Consider the following 20,420-nt stretch of genomic DNA (forward strand, 5'->3'; position numbering starts at 1 on the left):
GGAGGGAACGGCATGACGCACCTGGTCGCGGTGCTCGCCCTGGACGGCGTGATCGCGTTCGAACTCGGCATCCCGGCAAGGATCTTCGGCGGCGCCAGGGATCCGGCCGGCCGCCCGCTCTACCGGGTGGCCACCTGCACCCTGGACGGCGGCCCGGTCGCCACCAGCGCCGACTTCCGGATCGCCGTCGACCACGGGCCGGAACTGCTGGAGCGGGCCGACACCGTGGTGGTCCCGGCCTCCGCCGACTCCAGCCCGGAGGCGGTGGACGCCGCCTTCACCCCCGCCCTGGCCGCCGCGCTGGCCCGGATCCGGCCCGGCACCCGGCTGATGTCGATCTGCACCGGCTCCTTCCTGCTGGCCGCCGCCGGGCTGCTGGACGGCCGCCCGGCCACCACGCACTGGCGCTACACCGAGCGGTTCGCCCGGTTGTTCCCGCAGGTGCGGCTGGATCCGGACGTGCTCTACACCGACGACGGCGACGTGCTCACCTCCGGCGGGGTGGCCGCCGGGGTGGACCTGTGCCTGCACGTGGTGCGCCGCGACCACGGCAGCGCGGTGGCCAACGCGGTGGCCCGCAACTGCCTGGTGCCGCCGTGGCGCGAGGGCGGCCAGAAGCAGTACGTCGAGGCGCCGAGCCCGCCGGCCGCCACCGGCCAGGGCACCTCCGCCGTGCGCGCCTGGGCGCTGGAGCACCTGGACCGGCCGCTGGCGCTCAAGCAGCTCGCCGACCGGGCGGGCATGAGCGTGCGGACCTTCACCCGGCGCTTCCGCGAGGAGACCGGTTCCAGCCCCGGGCAGTGGATCACCGTGCAGCGCGCCGAGCGGGCCCGGCAGCTGCTGGAGCGCACCGACCTGAGCATCGACCAGGTCGCCCGGGAGTCCGGTTTCGGCACCGCCGCCTCGCTGCGGCTGCAGCTGCGCGGCCGACTGGACGTCGCGCCGAGCGCCTACCGGCGGACCTTCCGGGCCGACCCGGGGGTGCGGCGCACCTCCTGAGGCTCCGGTCGTGTGAAGCGTGCCTGAGTGAAGCCTGGGAAGAGACTGGGCGGTTGGCCGGAAAACGCCGCCCGTGAGCCGCCCGCCGAGCCGCCGCCCGGTCGTCACCCGGCCGCCGGCGAGCCACCGGTGATCCACCGCCGCGCCGCCCGCGCACCGCTGCCCAACCGCCGCCGGGCCACGCCGGCGGCATCCGGGACGTACGGGATCGGACGGCGCCCGGCCGCGCACCCCCCGCGCGCGGCGCCACGGGCCGCCGTCCGATCGCGACGCTCGGGTCCTGGACCCGGGTCGCACCCTCCGCGTTCGCCGAGGAGCGGCCCGCCTCCGGCGGTCCACGGATCCCCCTGCTGACGCGTTCCCCCTGAACAGCAGCACCGTGACGGCGGACGGACGTCCCCTCGGCGTCCCCTCGCAACGGAGAGCCGGACCCAAGCGTGATCAGTCGGATACGTCACGTCAATGGGTTGTCGGAAATTCGGAATGGTTGCGTCACCTTTCGGCCGGGTGATCGTCACCGGCCGCGGGCCCGCGCCCCGGCGGCGCTATTGCGCCAGAGCCGCCCAGTCCACGTCGGCCAGCGGGTCCACCGGACGGGCGTCCGCGCCGATCTCGCACCACACCCGCTTGCCCGAGCCGTCCGGGTACCAGCCCCAGCGCTCGCAAAGCAGCTCGACCAGCTCCAGCCCGCGCCCGTTGGTCGCGTCCTGGTCGGCCCCGGCGTGCCGCGGGGCCGGCGCGCGGGTGCTCGCGTCGGCGACCTCGACCCGCAGCAGGCCGGCCGGTCCGCCACCCGCCGGGCCGTCCTCGACGACCGGCAGGCACAGCCGCAGCACGGCCGGACAGCCCGTGTGCACGACGGCGTTGGTCACCAGCTCGGAGACCACCAGCACCACCGTCTCGGCCATCGGCGCGTCCGGGTCCACCCCGTGGTTCAACAGCCGCGACCGCACCCACCGGCGGGCCCGGCCCACCTCGGCCGGGTCCGCCTGCACCGCCAGCTGCACCTGAAGAACCTGCACCGCTCCACCACCTGCACTCGCAGTTCGGCCATGTCCCGATCGGGCCGGATCGGCCGGCCGGCGGGTCCTCGCACCTCGCCCGGTGCCACCCGGGCCGTCACTTCCGGGCGCCCGCCCGGCCTGCCCGCCCACGTCGGCTCGTCCGCGCCGCCCAAGGCCCGTCTCTTGGCCGCCGCACACCGGCCGCGACACGAACTCGCCTCAGGATGGGCGGGCTGACGGGCCGCAGCAAGCGCTTCGGGCATATTCCAGCGATCGGGGGACAGGGCAGTGCATACTGTCCCGTTCACTCTCGCGAGCTTCGCACCGGCGCTCGTCCGGCCCGGGCCGACCGGCCGGTTTTCCGCAGACCGGAACCTACCGCCGCACACCCCCCGCACCGCCGCCGCCACTCGCGAACCACCCGTGCGACATATGTCCAGCCGATCTCGAACAGCGGCATCGCCGGACCGTCCCACCAGCGGACTGTCCCACCATGTGACGATCCGTGAGAGCCCGTTCCGTTCTTGCCGGATTCCCTCCCGCCGCGGACCGGCCGCAAGATACCGTGGAGTAAGCCAGCGAACCCGGGCAGGAGGGGGTGGTTCCCGATGGCCGCCCCGGACGAGACCCCGCGCTGGGACGAGCGGTTGCAGCGCCGCCTCGCCCGTGGCGAGGAGACCGCGCTCGGCGAACTCTACGACCAGCTCTCGCCGATGGTGCACGGCCTGGCCGGCCGCGTCCTCGGCGACCAGGCCGCCGCCGCGCGGCTCACCCGGGAGGTCTTCGCCCGCGTCTGGGAGCGCCCCGAGGACTTCGACCCCGCCCAGGGCTCCCTGCGCTCCTGGCTCGGCGCGCTCACCCACCGCCTCGCCGTGGAACGGCTGCGGGCCCGGCGCGCCGCCGACCTCGTCCCCACCCGGGCGGCGGGCGGCACCGCCGACGACCCCGCGGCCGCCGAAGCGGCCGAAGCGGCCACCGGGGCCCACGAGGCCCCCGAGTCCGCCGAGTCCGCCGAGGCGGAGATCCGCGCCGTCGCCGCCGCCGCACGCGCGCAGTACGTGGTCGAATCCCTGCCCGCTCCCCTGCGTGAGACGATCGCCGTGACCTACTACGACGGCCGCACCTACCAGGAGACGGCCCGGCTGCTCGGCATCAGCGAGCAGGCCGCCAAGCAGCGGATGCGGCTCGGCCTGGCCCTGCTGGCCACCGAACTGGCCGAGGACGCCACCCGCCCGGACCGGCCCCGCGACCCGGACACCGGGCAGCACCCGGACACCGAGCGGCACCCGGACACCGGGCAGGACACCGACGGCGGGGGCCGCCGGCACGAGGGGGACGGGGGCACGTGACGACCACCGACGACCGGCACGACGCCCTGCGCTCGCTGCTCGGCGCCTGGGCCCTCGGCGCCTGCCCGCCGCACGAGGCCGCCGAGTTGGAGCAGCACCTGCGCGCCTGCCCGGAGTGCGCCGAGGAGGCCGCCCGGCTGCGCGAGGCGGCCGGCTGGCTCGCCCTCGACGAGCCGCTGGACCAGCCCGGCTCGCTGCGCCAGCAGGTGCTGGACTGGTGCCTGACCCGCCGCCCGGCCGAACTGCCCGTGCCCGCCTGGGGGTTGCCGTTCGCCGCGGAGACCGCGAAGCTCGACGCGCTGCTGCGCGACCTCGGCCCGCAGGAGTGGCAGGAGGTGGCCGAACTGCCGTGGCACGGCGGTACCGAGCACCTGCGCCCGGCCGAGGTGCTGGGCCACCTGACCGCGGTGGACGGGCTGCTGGCGCTCGCCCTCGGCCTGCCCGACCCCGTCCCGGCCGCCCCGGGCAGCCCGCCCGCCCCGGCGCCGGAGCCCCGGGTGCCGCCGCAGGACGCCGCCGGGCCGTCCCCCGCTCCCCGGGTCCCGCCGCAGGGCGGCCCGTACGCGGGGATCGCGGCGCGCACCGCGCGGCTGGTCGCCGAGCAGGCCGGGCAGCCGCCGGGCGCGGTGCGGGCGCGCTGGCGCCGGCACGCGCACGACCTGGTGCGCAGTGCCGCGCTCGCGCCGCGGGGCAACACCCCGGTCGACCTGGGCTTCGCCGTGCTGCCGCTGCGCGACGCCTTCGTGGACCGCGCGCTGGAGTGCTACGTGCACGGCGAGGACGTGGCCCGCGCGGTCGCCTACCCGTACGATCCGCCGGCGGCGCAGCACCTGCGGCAGATGGTGGACCTGACCGTCCGGCTGCTGCCCGGCGCGCTGGCCGGGCTGCGGGCTGCCCGGCCCGAGCACGCGGGCGCCCCGGGCGTCCCCGGTGCCGGTCCGGCCGAGGAGCCGGGCGGGCGGCGGCTGCGGCTGCTGGTCGACGGCCCGGCGGCCGGCGAGTGGCTGGTGCCGCTGGACGGCCCGGAGGCGGGGCCGCCCGGCGGGGAGCCGGTGGCGACGATGGTGCTGGACGCGCTGGAGCTGTGCCAGCTGGCCGCCGCGCACCGCGACCCGGACCGGCTGCCGGTCGGCGCGCACGGCGACCGGGCCGCGGTCCGCGAGGTGCTGCACGCGCTCCCGCTGCTGTCCCGGCCCTAGCCGCCGCTCAGCGCGTCAGGCGAAGACGACCGTCCGGCTCCCGTTCAGCAGCACCCGGTGCTCGCTGTGCCACTTCACCGCACGCGCGAGCGCCTGGCACTCGACGTCCCGGCCGAGCGCGACCAGCTGGTCCGGGCTGACGTCGTGGGTGACCCGGGCCACCTCCTGCTCGATGATCGGGCCCTCGTCGAGGTCGGCGGTGACGTAGTGGGCGGTGGCGCCGATCAGCTTCACGCCGCGGGCGTGCGCCTGGTGGTACGGCTTGGCGCCCTTGAAGCTCGGCAGGAAGGAGTGGTGGATGTTGATCACCCGGCCGGACAGCTCGGTGCACAGCTGGTCGGAGAGCACCTGCATGTAGCGGGCCAGCACGACCAGTTCGACGTCCTCCTTGGCGACGAGGTCGAGCAGCTGCTGCTCGGCCTCGGCCTTGGTGTCCTTCGTGACCGGGATGTGGTGGAAGGGGACGCCGTGGCTCTCGGTCAGGTCCCGCAGGTCGGTGTGGTTGGAGACCACGGCGACGACCTCGACCGGCAGGGCGCCGATCCGGGTGCGGTAGAGCAGGTCGTTCAGGCAGTGCCCGAACTTGCTGACCATCAGGACGATCCGCATCCGCTCGGCGGAGGAGTGGATCTGCCAGTCCATCCCGAAGGAGGCGCCGATCGCGGCGAAGCTGGCCCGCAGCTTCTCGGCGGTGACCGGCTCGGCGGCGGAGAAGTGCACCCGCATGAAGAACAGGCCGCTGTCCGCGTCCCCGAACTGCTGGCTGTCGATGATGTTGCAGCCGGTCATGAAGAGGTAGCTGGAGACAGCGTGGACGATGCCCTGCTTGTCGGGGCAGGACAGCGTGAGGACGTACTGGGCGCTGGCCGGCTGCTGTTCCACTGGGGTAATCCGTCCTTGGTCGTGCGTGCGTGAATGGTCCAGCGTGTCACATTCCGGACGGCCGTCGCCCCGCTGCCCACGAGCTGGACGGGGACGGCGGGGCGGGCGCGGGCGGAAGGGATCAGACCTGGGTGAGGATGCGCAGCACGTCCAGCGACTTGGGCGCCGCGTCCGGGTCGTCCCCGTCGTTGACGGCCAGCGCGACGTGCGCCTCGCGGGCGGCCCGGACGGTCTCCGGCCAGTCGGGGTGGCCGAGGTAGGCGGCGGCCGGGGCGTCCGCGCCGACCTCGTGCAGCAGTCGGACGGCCCGCAGCACCGCGGTGTCCACCAGGGCGGCCTCGGTGGAGTCGCGGAAGATCGCGCCGACGTACTTCTCGGCCGACCAGCGGTCCAGCCAGGTGTCCTCGACCAGTCGGTAGACGGCGTCGGTGACGTCGCCGTAGCCGTCCCGGCCGGTCAGCCAGGCCTCCTGCTGGAAGCCGGGGTCGGAGAGCATGTGCAGCGCGGAGCGCAGTCGGGCACGCCAGCGCCACCAGGGCAGGTCGTTGAGCGGCATACCGCCCATCGTGCTGGAGCGGTGGCCCGGACGAGAAGGGCTTCCGGCAGACCGGTGCGAAGAATTCGTGCTGGCGGACATGAAGAACGATCGTACGTTCCCCGTCCGTTCGTGCTCCACTCGCGATCTACACGCGTACCGACCCGGATTTCAGCTTCCGTTTGCCGAACGTTCGGACTTCTGCCCTCTCGGCGTGCGTCTCCGGGGGCTTGGCTTGTTCCCCGGTGCGCCGGAGGGCGCCCCAGAGAGGGAAGACCGATGACCAGCCGAAGGGACTCGTTCCGGGCCCGTCCCCCGATCGCCCGGCACCGCTGCCGGCCCGCGATCGCCGCCGCCGTCACCACGGCGGTGCTGCTCCCCACCCTCTTCTCGGCCTCCGCGTGCGGCGGACCGGCCGATGCTTCCACGAGTTCCGACCTGGTCGTGATGACCTGGGCGCCGTCCGGCACCGGCGCCGCCGACCGCCCCGGGATGACCGAGCTGGCCGACGCGATCGGCCGGGACGTCAACCTGAAGGGCGGGCTGAGCGGGCGCCGGCTGCGGGTGCTCACCTGCAACGAGCACAACCGGCCCGAGGGCGCCAAGGCCTGTGCCCAGCAGGCCGTGGACGCCAAGGCCGTCGCCGTGATCGGCTCGTACAGCCAGTTCGGCGACGACTTCATGCCGGTGCTGGAGCGCGCCGGGATCCCGCTGATCGGCGGGTACGGGATCTCCCAGCCCGAGTTCTCCAGCCCGCTGTCCTACCCGGTGGACGGCGGCCTGCCGGCGCTGATCGGTGGCAGCGGCCGCCAGCTGGTCGAGGCCGGCTGCAAGGCCGTCGCGCTGGTGCGGCCGGACACCCCGGCCGGCGACGTGCTGCTCGGCTACCTGGGCACCGCGCTCAAGCCGGCCGGGATCAAGCTGCTGGACGTCAAGGCGCCCGAGAAGTCCAGCGACTACACGCAGGTCGCCCGCAAGGCGATCGGCAAGGACGAGCCGGGCAACTGCGTCACCAGCGCCCTGACCGCCGAGCCGACCGGCAACCTGCTGGACTCCTACCGCCGGCTGACCCCGAAGAACACCCGGATCGCCTCGGTGATCGGCAGCGTGCAGCAGTCGGTGGTCGACTCCACCGGCGGCGACAGCGGCCCGCTGGCCGGCGCCATGGTCACCAGCTGGTACCCGCCGGAGTCGGCGAAGATCTGGGACGGGCTGCGCGGCGTGGTGCGCTCCGACACCACCGACGGGCGGCCCATCGACGTGTCCGACCCGGGCGTGCAGACCACCTGGGTCTCGTACGAGGTGTTCCGGGTGGTGGTGGAGAAGCTGACGGCCGCCGGCAAGCCGGTCACCGGGAAGTCCATCGCCGCGCTGCTGGACAGCGGCGAGGGCGTCGACGTCGGCATCACCCCGCCGCTGAACTGGGGCACCACCAACATGCTGCCCAGCAACGAGTCGCCCCGGCTGGTGAACACCTGGGTCACCTACCAGGTGGTCAAGGGCGGGCGGATGGCCCTGCAGCAGCCGGGCTTCGTGGACGTCCGCTGGGTGCTCACCAAGGGCAGGCCCCCGGCGTGATCCCGCGCGGGTGAGGGCGGGCGGGCCCGGTCGGGCCCGCCCGTCGCCGTTCCTACAGGTCGCCGTTTCCTACAGGTCGCCGTCGCTGCGGGTGGGCAGGCCGGTCTGGCCGGCGATCGTGTTCCACAGCTGCGAGGCCTGCTTCTTCGCGGTGGTCGCGGTGCCGCTGGAGTTCACCGCGTTCTTGTAGTGCTGGTTGTCCTGCTTCTTCGGGTCGCAGCCGCCCTGCGCGTCCCCCGCCCAGGCCGCGTACTCGTCGTCGGCCTGCGCCGAGGCCGTCCAGGCCGCGTTCAGCTGGTCGACCAGCTGCTGGCCGCCGGGCAGCTTGTCCGTCTTCAGCTGGCTGAGCTTGGTCTGCAGCTCGCGCCGCTTCCCGGCCGCCGCCGTGAGCGCCTGCTGCGAGTCGGGCAGCTTGTCGCACTTCTGCACCGAGGCGACCGCGGACACCACCGAGCTGCGGCTGTCGCTCGCCGTGCCCAGCAGGTCGGACAGCGGCTGCGCCTGCGCCTTCACGGCCGGGTCGACGGCGGCGCCGGAGCCGCCGGTGGCCGTCGGTCCGGGGGCGGCGCTGCTGCTCGCGGCCACCGGGGTGGTCTTCGGGTCGGTCTTCGAGCCGTCGTCGCTCATCAGGACGGCGACCAGGATCCCGGCCGCCGCGCAGCCCGCGACCACGCCGCCGAGGATCAGCTTGTTGGACGGGCGGCCGCCCTTGGGGGGCGGGCCGGCGTAGGTGACGTCGGCGGCGTCCGGCGCGTAGTCCTGGACGGGCTGGACGGGCTGCGGGGGCTGCCCGGGCGCGGCGTAGCCGGGCTGCGGCTGGGCCGGCGGGTAGCCCTGGTAGCCGGGCGCGGCCTGCTGCGGCGGCCCGCCGTAGCCGGGCTGGGCCTGCGGGTAGCCGCCGGCGTGCGGGTCGGCGCCGGGGTACGGCGGCAGGGCCTGCGTCTCCGGCGCCGGCTCGTAGCCGGGCTGCGGCAGGCCGCCGCCCCAGGTGTGCCCGCCGTCACCGAAGTACTCCGGCTGCCCGGACGGGTGCGCGGACGCCTGCCCGGGGGCCTGCCCGACCGGGCCCTGCGGGTGGCCGTACGGGCCCGGCTGGCCCTGCGGCGCCTGCGGACCCGGCTGGCCCTGCTGCTGGCCGGGCTCGGGGCGGAACAGGTCGTCCAGGTTGAAGTCACCCGAGTTGGGATACGAGCGGCGCTGGCTCAACGCGATTCCTCACCTGTGCACGACCGCGCGCTGTCGGCGGACCACACCTCGTCGGTTCTTGGGAGCATCACAGTTCCTTGGACGTCGCGCCCACGCTACCGGTTCGCCTCACCGGGTGACCACGTGGGCGGAACGTTCACGCTCCCTCAGGACCTGCTCTCAGGCGGCCTCCGCATCCGCCCGGGCGTGGAACTCGCGCACCACCCGCTGCTCCCGGTAGGGCTCCAGCCTGCGCCGGAACTCGTCCAGGTACTCGACGCCCCGGTTGGAGCGCAGCCCGCTGAGCAGCCGCACCGCCTGCGCGCCGGTCTCGCAGGCGCGCTCCAGGTCCCGCTGCTGCAGCTGCGCGGTGGCGAGCAGCACCAGGTCCACGGCGCGGCGGCGCACCCGGGTCGGCGGGTGCAGGTCGAGCGCCCGGCGGGCGTAGTGCTCGGCCTGGCCGGCCTGTTCCAGGTCCCGGTGGCAGTGGGCGAGTTCGTCGGCGAGGTAGGCGTCGTCGAAGTGGGCGATCCAGTCCGGGTCGTCCTCCGGGCGGCGCTTCTCCATCATCTCCAGCGCCCTGGCCGACACCGCCTCGCAGGAGCGGGCGTCGCCGAGCAGGGCGTGGCCGCGGGCCTCGGCGGCGTAGAACATGGCCATCGCGGTCGGGGTGGCGACCGTGCGGGCGCCCTCCTGGGCGGCCCGGGCGAGTTGGGCGATCTCGCGCGGGTTGCCGAGGGTGGCCGCGAGGTGGCTCATCGAGGCGGCGAGGACGTAGCCGCCGTAGCCGCGGTCGTCGGCGGCCTGAGCGAGCCGCAGTGCCTGGATGTAGTAGCGCTGGGCCAGCCCCGGCTGCCCGGTGTCCACCGCCATGTAGCCGGCGAGTTCGGTCAACCTGGCCACGGCGGCGAAGAGTTGGCGGCCGGTCTCCTCGCGGTAGGCGCCGCCGAGCAGGCCGGAGACCACCGAGTTGAGGTAGTGCACCACGACCGGGCGCACGTGCCCGCTGCCGAAGCGGTGGTCCAGGTCGACCAGCATCGCGGTGGTGGCCTTGATCGCGGCCACGTCGGTCGGGCCGACCCGGGGGCCGCCGGCGCGGGCGACCATCGGGTCGGGCGGGGTGATCAGCCAGTCCCGGCTGGGCTCGACGAGGGCCGAGGCGGCGACCGTCGCGCCGGTCAGGAAGTCCCGCCGGCCGACGTCGCTGCGCCACAGCTCGCAGACCTGCTCCAGGGCGGCGTTCAGGGTCGGCGCGAACTGCAGCCCGATGCCGGAGCTGAGGTTCTTGCCGTCCGCCATGCCGATCTCCTCGACCGACACGCTGCGGCCGAGCTTGCGCCCCAGGGCCTCGGCGATCACGGCGGGCGCCTGCCCGCGCGGCTGCTGGCCGCGCAGCCAGCGGGCGACGGAGGTCTTGTCGTAGCGCAGGTCCAGGCCGTGCTCGGCTCCGCAGAGGTTGACCCGCCGGGCCAGGCCCGCGTTGGAGCAGCCGGCCTCCTGGATCAGTTGCTGCAGGCGCTCGTTGGGCTGTCGTGCGACGAGTGGTCTCGCGGCCATTGGGCTTCGCCTCCCCACACCCTCCGGTCCCGGCCGGCGGGCGACGATTCTGCTGATCTGTTGCCGACTGTCCGACCGTCCAAGGAATCTGACACCAGGTTAGCGATCAGCAACGCCAGCGGGATACCCACGGTGACGGGCCGCACCCCCCTTGCGCCCTGGGAAATGCTCCCGTGCGCCCCCGCTGCGCCCGGCCCCCGCCCGGCCGCACGGCCCGGCACCGGCCGGCCGCGCCCCCGCGTCGACCGGCCGCGACCCGGCCGGGTAACCGGATCGGGTGACATCGGCGGACCGCGGTCGACCGGGCCCCGCCCGGCCGTAACCAGCCCCACACACGGTAGTTGAGCAGCGCGTGGACGACATCCCCGACTCCCCCGGATCCCCTGACCAAGGCAAGAACGCCGGCCTGCCCCCGCTGCTGATCGAAGCCGTCAACTACGCCGAGAGCCGCCACTGGGAGGTCACCCCGGGCGCCTGGCTGGTCGACGGCGACGGGCCCGCCCGCTGCTCCTGCGGCGACCCGCGCTGCGCACTGCCCGGCGCCCACCCGCTGGACGCGGACTGGGCCCGCAAGGCGAGCGCCGGCCCCGGCGCGGTGCGGCGCTGGTGGACCGAGCGGCCGCAGGCCTCGATCCTGCTGCCGACCGGCCGCTCCTTCGACGTCCTGGACGTCCCGGAGACGGCCGGCTGCCTGGCGCTGGCCCGGATGGAGCGGATGGACCTCCAGCTCGGGCCGGTCGTGGTGCTGCCCGCCTCGCCGGGGCGGGTCGGCCGGCGGCTGCACTTCCTGGTGCTGCCCGGGGTCGCGGCCAAGCTGCCGGAGATGCTGCGCAAGCTCGGCTGGCCGCCCGGCCGGCTGGACCTGGTCGCCCGCGGCGAGGGGGACTGGACGATCGCCCCGCCGTCCCGGATCGGCTCCACCGGTTACGCCCAGTGGGCCCGCTCCCCTTCCGCGCTCAACCGCTGGCTGCCGGACGCGGCCGAGCTGATCAGCCCGCTCGCGTACGCCTGCGGCCGCGAGGCGCCGGCCCAGCGCCCGCAGCCCGCCCAGCCGGCGACGGTCTGACGGCCGGTCCGGCCCGTCCGGCTCGTTCGACCGGTCCGGCTCGTCCGGCTCGTCCGGCCGATGGCCGCCCTACGCCTATCGGGTGAGGGTGCGTACGGCGCGAAACCCCGCGCCGCGACCGACGGGCCCCGCCTCCCACCGGAGGCGGGGCCCGTCATACGCATGTGCGGATAAGGCCCGGAGATACCCGCTGGTCAGCGGGGGGAAGCCCCTCGTACGAGTGACAGCGCTCAAGGATTGCCATGATCGGCCGAGGGGAGGAATGACGACGTGAGGGGAACGCCGAAGGGGCGCTCGGACGGGGAAGCCGGGCGCGGCGGTGGCGGGGAAACCGGGAGGGACGGAGGGGATCGGGAGGGACGGAGGGGAACCGGAGGGGATCGGGAGGGACGGGGAGGACGGAAAGGCCCGCCGCACGGGGAGCGGCGGGCCTTCTCCGTACCATCGGCCGTCCGACCGGCCGTCCGACCGGCCGGCCGGCCGTGCGGCTCAGGCCTGGGCGACGAAGACGTGCTGGGCGATGTCCTTGCCCAGCTCCGCCGCGTTGTCCCCGGTGCCGACCAGGACGCCGCCGACCCCGGTGCTCACCTGCACCGTCGAGCCCGGCCGCACCCCGGCCCGGCGCAGCGTGCTCATCAGCTCGGCGTCGGTCTGGATCGGCTCGCCGATCCGGCGGACCACCACGCTGGCGCCCGCGTCGCCCGGCTTGACGGTGTCCAGCGTGACCAGCGCGGCGTCGAAGCCCTCGCCCTCGGCCTTGGTGTCGCCCAGCTCGTCCAGGCCCGGGATCGGGTTGCCGTACGGGGACTGGGTGGGGTGGCCGAGCATGGCGAGCACCTTGCGCTCGACCGTCTCGCTCATCACGTGCTCCCAGCGGCAGGCCTCCTCGTGCACCTGCTCCCACTCCAGCCCGATCACGTCGACCAGCAGGCACTCGGCGATCCGGTGCTTGCGCATGACGCGGACGGCGAGCCGGCGGCCCTCCTCGGTGAGTTCGAGGTGGCGGTCGCCCGCGACCTGGAGCAGGCCGTCGCGCTCCATCCGGCCGACCGTCTGGCTGACCGTGGGCCCGCTCTGCTCCAGGCGCTCGGCGATCCGGGCGCGCATCGGGACGATGCCCTCTTCCTCCAGCTCCAGGATGGTGCGCAGGTACATCTCAGTGGTGTCGATCAGCCCAGACATCGCCGCTGGCTCCGTTCCTCGGTGTCCTCACCGCCAATTCTGACGTACCGCGCCGACAACCGAGCCCGCCCGGGGCCCGCGGGAGGGCTTTTCGTCGCTGTTGACAGCGGCGGCGCCGGGGCGACACGGTGCTCGCCGTAGCTTTCTCCATCGGCGCCCGGGCCCTCCCGCGCGCCCCACCCGGCCGGCTCCCTCACCGGCAGAGAGCGGAGGCAACAGATGAACGACCTGGTCGGCCGGTACTTCGACGCCGCGGTCGCGCACCTCCAGAAGGTCCGGGAGGAGGAGGCCGACACCATCGAGGCGGCGGCCGCGCTGCTCGCGGAGGCGATCGCGGATGGTCACCGGGTGTTCACCTTCGGAGCGGGGCACTCCTCGCTGCCGGCCCAGGACGTGGTGTACCGGGCGGGCGGGCTGGTGCCGATGAACCTGCTGAACGTGCCCGGCATGGCCGGGGTGACGGGGATGCCCGCGCCGCTGGCCAGCGCGCTGGAGCGGGTGTCCGGGCTGGCCACCAGCACGCTCGACCTCACCCCGGCGACCACCGGGGACCTGTTGTTCGTGATCTCGCTGTCCGGCCGCCAGGTCATGCCGGTCGAGCTCGCCCGGTACGCCCGGGACCGCGGGCTGAAGGTGATCGGGCTGACCTCGCTGGCCTACCCCGGCGAGGTGCCCTCGGCGCACCCCTCCGGCACCTACCTGAAGGACCACTGCGACGTGGTGCTGGACAGCAAGATCGCGGTCGGCGACGCCGAGCTCAGCCACCCCGGCGCCGGCACCGGCTTCGGCCCGGTGTCCACGATCGTGACCAGCGCGATCATGCAGGCCGTGGTCGCCGCCGCGGTCGGCCGCCTCGCCGACCTGGCGGCGGCCGGGGAGCGCCCGGCCCCGCCGCTGTTCCGCTCCGGGAACGTCCCCGGCGGCACCGAGTGGAACGCGAAGCAGATGGCCGAGAACGCCGACCGGGTCTACTACTCCTACTAGCGCCGGTGCCGTACGCCCTGATCTGGGCGAATCACCGTGCCTTCCCGGCCATTGCGGGCGGCCCCCGGCCCGGTCAGGCGTACCGGGGAGCCGCCCCGGGCAGGAGAGCGGAGCGGTGCGACCGGAGCGACGGGTGGGGGCCGAGCATGGCGTCTGGGGCTGGACGGACCGGGTGGGTGAGCGAGCGGGAGCTGCTGCCCGGCTTCTTCTGGGCCGCCGACTCGGCCTCGCTGAAGGGCCAGCGCCGTTCGGTGCTGCTCTCCGCCTGGGAGCTGGCCCTGCTGGTGGTCGCCGCCGCGACCGGCTCGGCGGACGGCGAGCCGTGGGCCTGGCCGGCCGCCGTGGCCTACCTGGGCGCGATCACGCTCGCCGTGGTGATCAGCCGGCAGAACCCGCAGGGCCTCTGGTACGAGGGCCGGGCGGCCGCCGAGTCGGTGAAGACCCTGGCCTGGAAGTACGCGGTGCGGGCCGACGCCTACCGGCCGCCGCCGCGCGCCCTGCCCGACGCCGAGGGCCTGTACCGCTTCCAACTCGACGGCGTGCTGGACGCGTTCCGGGGCAGCCGGGTGATGCCGGAGCCCGAGTCCGAGCCGGTCGGGATCACCGAGGGGATGCGCGAGCTGCGCGGGCGGCCGTTGGCGGTGCGGCGCGAGGTGTACCTGCGCGAGCGCATCCAGGTGCAGCACGACTGGTACCGCAGCAAGGCCCGCTACTGCGCCCGGGCCGGCCACTGGGCCGGGGTGCTGGGGGTGCTGCTGCCGGCGCTCGGCCTGGTGCTGGCGGTGCTGCGGGCGCTCGGCGCGTTCACCTACGACGCGCTGGGCACGGTCTCGGCGGTGGCCGCCTCGGTCACCGCGTGGGCGCAGCTGCGCCAGTACCGTCCGCTGGCCGCCGCGTACGCCCTGGCGGCGGACGAGTTGGAGCTGATCCGCCGTCAACTCACCACCCTGGACCTGGCGTCGCCGGACGCCGAGGAGCTGTGGGCCCGGCTGGCCCGGGACGCGGAGGACGCGGTGTCCCGGGAGCACACGACCTGGCAGGCCAGACGGGAGATCCGCACCACCACCGACCGCGAACACTGAGGAGGCAGGCGCGTGGCGTTACGGATGGTGAATGCGGCCGGCGGCCGGGTGCTCGCCGTCGAGTCCCTGGGCGACCCGCGCGGCCGCCCGGTGTTCCTGCTGCACGGCATGCCGGGCAGCCGGGTCGGCCCGCACCCGCGCAGCACCGTGCTGTACCGGCTGGGGGTGCGGCTGATCTCGTACGACCGCCCCGGCTACGGCGATTCGACGCGGCTGTTCGGCCGCCGGGTGTCCGCCGCGGCCGAGGACGTGCGGACCATCGCGGACTGCCTCGGGCTGGACGACTTCGCGGTGCTCGGCCGCTCCGGCGGCGGCCCGCACGCGCTGGCCTGCGCGGCGCTGCTGCCGGAGCGGGTGAGCCGGGTGGCGGTGCTGGTCGGCCTGGCGCCGCGCGACGCGGCCGGGCTGGACTGGTACGCCGGGATGACGCCGTCCAACGTGCGCGCCTACCGGGAGGCGGAGCGCGGCCACGAGCAGATCGCCGACGCGATGGAGTTCCGCTCCCGGCAGATCAAGGACGACCCGGTGCGGCTGCTGAACGGGCTGCGCACCGAACTCTCCCCCGCCGACCGGGAGGTGGTGGCGGACAGCGGGCTGCGGGGGATGCTGCAGAGCAACTACCGGGAGGCGTTCCGGCACGGCGCGGACGGCTGGATCGACGACGTGCTGGCGTTCACCGCCGACTGGGGTTTCGACGTCGGGTCGATCCGGGTGCCGACCTGGCTGTGGCACGGCGCGGACGACCAGTTCTCGCCGGTCGACCACTCCCGCTGGCTGGCCGACCGGATCCCGGGCGCCGAGCTGTTCCTGGAGCCCGGGGCGGCGCACTTCGGGGCGTTCCGGGTGATGACCACCGCCCTGGCCTGGGCGGCGGGCTAGTTCAGTAGGGGAGTCAGCCCCCGATCGGGGTGAGCGGCTCGCCGCCGCCGAGCACGGCCAGGATGTTGTCGACGGCGAGGCCGCCCATCGCCTGCCGGGTGCGGACGGTGGCGCTGCCCAGGTGCGGGGCGAGGACCACGCGCTCCTGGGCGAGCAGGGCGGCCGGGACGGCGGGCTCGTGCTCGAAGTTGTCGACGGCGGCGGCGAACAGCGCGCCGGAGTCCAGGGCGGCGGCCAGCGCCTCCTCGTCCACCACGCCGGCGGTCATGCTGACCACCACCGCGCCGGGCGGCAGCAGGGCCAGCCGTTCGGCGTCCAGCAGGTGCCGGGTGGCGTCGCTCAGCGGGCAGGTGACGACCAGCACGGTGGAGGTCGCGAGCAGGTCGTCCAGCGGCTTCCAGTCGGCGTCCTCGGCCTCCTCGGGCGGCAGCGGGGTCCGGTTGTGGTAGCTGACCGGCATGTCGAAGGCGCGGGCCCGGCGGGCCACCGCCTGCCCGATCCGGCCCATGCCGAGCACACCGAGCGGGGTGCCGGCCAGCTCCAGGCCGAGCATGAAGGTCGGCGACCAGGACCACGGCGTGCCGGAGCGCAGCAGCCGCTCGCCCTCGCCGATCCGGCGGGTGGCGGCGAGCAGCAGCGCCCAGGCCATGTCGGCGGTGGCGGTGGTGAGCACGCCGGGGGTGTGGGTGACGCGGACGCCGCGGGCGGCGCAGGCGGCGAGGTCGATGTTGTGGTAGCCGACCGCGTGGTTGGCGACGATCTCCAGCTGCGGGCCCGCGGCGTCCAGGAACGCGTCGTCCACCCGGTCGTCGAGGGTGGTGAGGACGGCCCGCCGGCCGGGCACGGCGGCCAGCAGTTCGGCCCGGTCCATCGCCCGGTCGTCGTCGGGGCAGGTCGCGGCGTACTGGGCGGTGAGCCGGTCGATCACCCCGGGCGCGAGGCGGCGGGTGACCAGGACCGGGGGCGGGTCGATGCTCATGACTCGCGAGCGTACCCGCCCCCTTCCGCCGTCACACCGGCTGCGGCTCCAGGTCCCGGTTGATCCGCTTCCAGCCGCGCGCGGACACCGTGTTGGGGTGTTCCTCGCCGAACTGCCGGATCAGCTCGGCGATCGCCCGGGAGCGCAGTTCGGCGGCCTGGGTGTGCCGGCCGGCCGTGCGCAGGGTGATCGCCAGGTTGGCCTCGCAGGCGACGGCGTCCGGGTGCTGCGGCGAGTAGCGCTCGCACAGCCCGGCGTACGCGGTGCGGCCCAGCTGCTCGGCGAGCTGGATCTGCCCGTCGTCGCCGTACGCGTTCGCCAGGTTGATGAGCGCGTTGAGGGTGTACGGGTGGTCCGCGCCGACCGAGGCGGTCAGGCCCTCGACGGTGAGCCGGCCGCGCTCGATGGCCCCGGCGACGTCGCCGCTGCCGCGCAGGTAGATGCCGAGGTTGTTGGCGCAGGCGAGGGTGAAGGGGTGTTCGTCGCCGAAGAGCCGCCGGTGGCCCTCGAAGACGGTGGCGCACAGGTCGCGGGCGGCCTCCTTGTCGCCGGAGGCGCTGTGGTCGGCGGCGAGGTTGAGCGCGCAGGCGAGCGCGTCGGGGGCGTCGGCGCCGTACCGCTCCAGGTAGCGCTCGTAGGTCTCCTTGGTGATCCGCCGGGCCTCGGCGAGCTGGCCGGTGCGGCGCAGCGAGACGGCGAGCGACTTGGCGTTGCGCAGGTTCTCCGGGAGGTCCGGGTCGAGGACGTCGCCGAGGTCGGAGGTGACCTCCTGGAGGAGGTCCACCGAGCCGCGGTAGTCGCCGAGTTCGCGCAGGTCGCGGGCGAGGTTGGACTTGGTGGACAGGGTGTAGGGGTGCTTGGGGCCGAGTACGGCGGTGCGCCGGTCCAGGGTCTCCTGGTCGAGTTCGCGGGCGGCCTGGCTGTTGCCGACCAGCCGGTAGTCGATGGCCAGGTTGTTGGCCATCGACAGGGTGCGCGGGTTGTCGTCGCCGAACAGTTCGCGGAACTGCTCGAGGATCTCCTGGTCGAGGTCGAGCGCGGCCTGGAAGCGGCCGAGCGCCCGGCGGTCGGCGCCGAGCGAGCCGGCCGTCATCAGGGTGTACGGGTGGTGCTCGCCGAGCAGGGCGCGCTGGCGTTCCAGGGTGGACTCGTCGAGGGCCAGCGCCTCGGCGTAGTTGCCCTGGGAGCGCAGCACGTTGGCGAGTTGGAAGCGCAGCAGCAGGGTCTGCCGGTCGTCGTCGCCGAGCTTGCTGGTCCATTCGGCGTCGAGGGCGTGGCCGAGGTCGCGGGCGCGGTCGAGTTCGCCGCGCTTCCACAGGTAGCGGACGCGGTCGATGAGCAGCTGGCGGGTGTCGGCCTCGTCGCAGTTGTGCGCCTTGGAGGGCGACAGGTGCGGCCAGATCTCGTCGAAGGCGGGCCAGTTGGCCGGGTCGTCGGTGTCGCCGAGGACGGGCCGGGCGCCGGTGAGGATGCGGTGCACCTCGTGGACGGCGATCTCCTGCTCGTCGGCGCTCATGCCGGCCCGGATGACGGACTGGACGAGCCGGTGCACCTGGAAGCTGTTGCTGCCGGCGTCGACCTTGGCGAGGGCGTACCGGCCGATCGCCTGGATGACCTTGCCGAGCATGAACTTGTCGCTGAGGTCGGCGTCGTAGCGCACCAGCGCCCGGATCATCTGGTCGCTGTAGAAGAGGTTCATGGAGATCGGCTCGGGCGCGAAGAAGGCGCACAGCTGCAGCAGCCTCACGGCCGCCGGGGACTGCTGGCGCAGCCGGGCGATCGAGACGTTCCAGGTGGCGGCGACCGGGGTCGGGTAGTCGACGGGGCTGCCGACCGCGAGCGCCCGGGCGGCCTCGGCGTGCAGCTGGGCGACGTAGGCGTCGACGGGCGTTCCGGTGGTGTCCAGCCAGGCGGCGGCGACCTCGACGGCCAGCGGCAGGTCGCCGACCGCCTCGGCGACCCGGTCGGCGTCGGTGCGGGAGAGGCTGCGGGCGCGCCGGCACAGGTGCTCGATGCTCTCGCCGCGGGTGAAGACGTCGACCTCCAGCGCCTCGGCGTGCCCGGTCCAGGCCTGGTTGCGGGAGGTGACCAGGATGTGGCCGGAGCCGCCGGGGAAGAAGCGGCGGATCTCGGCGGGCTCGTCGGCGTTGTCGAAGATCAGCAGCCAGCGGGAGGTGGGGGTGCCGCGGCGCAGCGCCTCCCGGGCGGCCTCGGCGGCCTCGGTGACGGAGTCGCCGACGCGCAGGCCGGGCAGCCGGCGGGCGAGGTCGGCGAGGGCGGGGGCGACGAGCTCGGTCTGTTCGGCGTCGATCCACCAGACCAGGTCGTAGTCGGACATGAAGCGGTGCGCGTACTCCAGCGCCACCTGGGTCTTGCCGACGCCGCCGAGCCCGTACAGGGTCTGCGGGGTGGGCAGCACGGCGGCCATGCCGCCGCGCAGCTGGTTGCGCAGCTGTTCCAGGACGGCGGAGCGGCCGGTGAAGGAGGGGTTGCGCGGCGGGACGTCCCAGATGCTGGGCTTGCTGCCGGGGAAGCGCGGTCCGCCGCTGGGGGCGTCGGCGAGGGCGACGTCGCCGCGGCCGAGCGCGCGCAGCAGGCTCTGCACGGACTGCGCCTCGTCGCGGCCGACCAGGTCGACGGGGTTGCGGTTGCTGAACGGCGCGGTGAGCCGGACGTCGCCGACCCGGACGGGCAGCAGCTGGCGGCGGGTGCCGGAGGGGTCGGAGCTGACCACCGACTCCCACAGCGCCCGGGCCTGCGGGGAGCGCTGGTAGGCGGGCGAGAGGACGGCGACGGTGCGGTAGGCGGAGTCGATGCCGCGTTCGGTCTCCTCGCGCGGGTCGGTGCCGGCGCTGAGGTCGCGGGGCAGGACGCGGAAGCCGGCCCGGGTGAGGACGGACTCGATCCAGTCCGCCCACATCCGGTCCTCGGGGACGTAGGAGAGGTAGAGGTCGGCGGGGACGGACGGGCGGCGGCGGGTGAAGGCGTCCACGTAGCGCAGCCGCACCTCCTCGTCGACGGGCGGCAGGCCGCTGACCCGCCCCTCGGTGATCATCGAGGTGAGGCGTTCGCAGGCGGCGAGCATCGAGGTGGGGGTGCCGGTCTGGTCGCCGAAGGTGGCGAGGATCTCCTCGTAGGCGTAGAACGGCCGGTACGGGATCTCCACCGAGCCCCAGTACTGGGCGAGTTCCTCGCCGCCGAAGCCGGACGGCAGGCCGTCGAAGCGGACCCGGGCGAGGGCGCGGCCGGCGTCCGCCTTCTCCTTCTCGCCCTCGTCGATGCGCATCGGGACGGGCAGGATGCGGATGCCGCGCTCGCGGTAGCGGTCGTGGATGTGCTGGGCGATCCGGGAGGCGCCGTCGATGGACTGGTCGCTGAGGGTGAAGCAGACGACGAGGTCGTCGGGCATCTGCACGGTGCAGATCTCGGCGATGTCGGACAGGCCGGTGCGGGAGTCGATGAGCACGTAGTCGTAGCGCTTGGCCATGTCGGCCTTGAGGGCGTCGAAGAACTGCCCGCCGTCGAAGCGGTCGTAGAAGATGTCCCAGTCGAGGTGGGTGACGGCCTCGGAGTAGTCGCGGTTGAACTGCCCGGCGGAGAGGAAGTCCAGGCTGCCGCCGGCCGGGAAGTGCGGCCAGGACAGCGAGATCGCGTGCGGGTGGACCCGGGCGAAGTCCAGGTGCCAGCCCTCGGCGTGCTCGACCGGGCGCAGCGCCTCCTCCCGGTACTCGGCGATCAGGTCCATCATGCCGGTGGTGCCGGCGAGGGAGGCCGGGTCGAGGAAGGGGTGGAAGAACTTGGCGAGGCCGGGTGCTTCCAGGTCCCAGTCGACGGTGAGGACGCGGAAGCCGTTGGCGGCCAGGATCCAGGCGGTGTTGGCGAGCGCCATGGTGCGGCCGGTGCCGCCCTTGTAGGAGTAGAAGGTGATGATCCGGCCGTTGCGGTCGTGCTCGGCGGCCT

Annotated in this window: 16 protein-coding genes; 8 read left to right on the plus strand and 8 right to left on the minus strand. The window is 74.5% G+C overall.

The features are described from left to right. Positions 1–12 precede the first annotated feature (12 nt). Positions 13–999 carry a GlxA family transcriptional regulator gene (locus tag AB2U05_RS14065; RefSeq protein ID WP_369183380.1) on the plus strand — a complete coding sequence of 329 codons (987 nt, stop codon included), beginning with the start codon at positions 13–15 and terminating at the stop codon, positions 997–999. Positions 1,000–1,544: 545 nt separating this feature from the next. Here the strand turns inward: AB2U05_RS14065 and AB2U05_RS14070 are convergent. After that, positions 1,545–2,021, minus strand: coding sequence for an anti-sigma regulatory factor (locus AB2U05_RS14070; protein WP_052706598.1), 477 nt, complete (start codon positions 2,019–2,021; stop codon positions 1,545–1,547). 590 nt (positions 2,022–2,611) lie between these two features. Between AB2U05_RS14070 and AB2U05_RS14075 the strand changes: the two genes are divergently transcribed. Together AB2U05_RS14075 and AB2U05_RS14080 are read left to right on the plus strand one after the other, a co-directional pair. Continuing rightward, a complete protein-coding gene (locus AB2U05_RS14075; protein ID WP_369183381.1) occupies positions 2,612–3,352 on the plus strand; it encodes an RNA polymerase sigma factor in 741 nt (246 codons plus the stop codon). Beyond that, positions 3,349–4,551 (plus strand): zf-HC2 domain-containing protein, encoded by a 1,203-nt coding sequence (locus tag AB2U05_RS14080; RefSeq protein ID WP_045692385.1) that lies wholly within the window; start codon positions 3,349–3,351, stop codon positions 4,549–4,551. Before AB2U05_RS14075 ends, AB2U05_RS14080 begins: the two co-directional genes overlap by 4 nt. 15 nt (positions 4,552–4,566) lie before the next feature. On the opposite strand, the gene purU is transcribed toward AB2U05_RS14080, so the two are convergent. Together purU and AB2U05_RS14090 are read right to left on the minus strand one after the other, a co-directional pair. Next, positions 4,567–5,433, minus strand: coding sequence for a formyltetrahydrofolate deformylase (gene purU, locus AB2U05_RS14085; RefSeq protein ID WP_045692384.1), 867 nt, complete (start codon positions 5,431–5,433; stop codon positions 4,567–4,569). 121 nt (positions 5,434–5,554) lie between these two features. Then, complete coding sequence (locus AB2U05_RS14090; protein WP_078859545.1) at positions 5,555–6,070, minus strand: hypothetical protein; 516 nt, start codon at positions 6,068–6,070, stop codon at positions 5,555–5,557. A gap of 177 nt (positions 6,071–6,247) precedes the next feature. Here AB2U05_RS14090 and AB2U05_RS14095 point away from each other — a divergent pair, with 177 nt between their 5' ends. Then, a complete protein-coding gene (locus tag AB2U05_RS14095; protein WP_369183382.1) occupies positions 6,248–7,546 on the plus strand; it encodes an ABC transporter substrate-binding protein in 1,299 nt (432 codons plus the stop codon). Between the two features lie 69 nt (positions 7,547–7,615). On the opposite strand, the gene AB2U05_RS14100 is transcribed toward AB2U05_RS14095, so the two are convergent. After that, positions 7,616–8,752, minus strand: a complete 1,137-nt coding sequence (locus AB2U05_RS14100; protein ID WP_369183383.1) for a hypothetical protein — start codon at positions 8,750–8,752, stop codon at positions 7,616–7,618. Positions 8,753–8,911: 159 nt separating this feature from the next. Continuing rightward, on the minus strand, positions 8,912–10,288 hold the full coding sequence (locus AB2U05_RS14105; RefSeq protein WP_045692381.1) for a hypothetical protein: 1,377 nt from the start codon (positions 10,286–10,288) through the stop codon (positions 8,912–8,914). Between the two features lie 361 nt (positions 10,289–10,649). On the opposite strand from AB2U05_RS14105, the gene AB2U05_RS14110 reads away from it, so the two are divergent. After that, positions 10,650–11,354, plus strand: coding sequence for a bifunctional DNA primase/polymerase (locus AB2U05_RS14110; RefSeq protein ID WP_045692437.1), 705 nt, complete (start codon positions 10,650–10,652; stop codon positions 11,352–11,354). Positions 11,355–11,843: 489 nt separating this feature from the next. On the opposite strand, the gene AB2U05_RS14115 is transcribed toward AB2U05_RS14110, so the two are convergent. Beyond that, positions 11,844–12,536 (minus strand): metal-dependent transcriptional regulator, encoded by a 693-nt coding sequence (locus AB2U05_RS14115; RefSeq protein ID WP_045692380.1) that lies wholly within the window; start codon positions 12,534–12,536, stop codon positions 11,844–11,846. A gap of 219 nt (positions 12,537–12,755) precedes the next feature. On the opposite strand from AB2U05_RS14115, the gene AB2U05_RS14120 reads away from it, so the two are divergent. The 3 genes from AB2U05_RS14120 (at position 12,756) to AB2U05_RS14130 (ending at position 15,481) form a co-directional block, all read left to right on the plus strand. After that, entirely contained in the window at positions 12,756–13,520 is a 765-nt protein-coding gene (locus AB2U05_RS14120; protein WP_045692379.1) for a sugar isomerase domain-containing protein, read from the plus strand. Positions 13,521–13,696: 176 nt separating this feature from the next. Further along, the gene (locus AB2U05_RS14125; protein ID WP_369183384.1) at positions 13,697–14,602 is read left to right on the plus strand and encodes a DUF4231 domain-containing protein; all 906 of its coding nucleotides are present in this window, start codon (positions 13,697–13,699) and stop codon (positions 14,600–14,602) included. A 24-nt stretch (positions 14,603–14,626) separates the two neighbouring features. Further along, the gene (locus AB2U05_RS14130) at positions 14,627–15,481 is read left to right on the plus strand and encodes an alpha/beta fold hydrolase (RefSeq protein ID WP_045692377.1); all 855 of its coding nucleotides are present in this window, start codon (positions 14,627–14,629) and stop codon (positions 15,479–15,481) included. Between the two features lie 13 nt (positions 15,482–15,494). On the opposite strand, the gene AB2U05_RS14135 is transcribed toward AB2U05_RS14130, so the two are convergent. Beyond that, positions 15,495–16,460 (minus strand): D-glycerate dehydrogenase, encoded by a 966-nt coding sequence (locus AB2U05_RS14135; protein ID WP_045692376.1) that lies wholly within the window; start codon positions 16,458–16,460, stop codon positions 15,495–15,497. 31 nt (positions 16,461–16,491) lie between these two features. After that, the gene (fxsT, locus tag AB2U05_RS14140) at positions 16,492–20,349 is read right to left on the minus strand and encodes an FxSxx-COOH system tetratricopeptide repeat protein (protein WP_244178597.1); all 3,858 of its coding nucleotides are present in this window, start codon (positions 20,347–20,349) and stop codon (positions 16,492–16,494) included. Positions 20,350–20,420 lie beyond the last annotated feature (71 nt).

The sequence above is a fragment of the Streptomyces sp. Y1 genome, from assembly GCF_041053115.1.
Lineage (GTDB): Bacteria > Actinomycetota > Actinomycetes > Streptomycetales > Streptomycetaceae > Kitasatospora > Kitasatospora rubellomurina.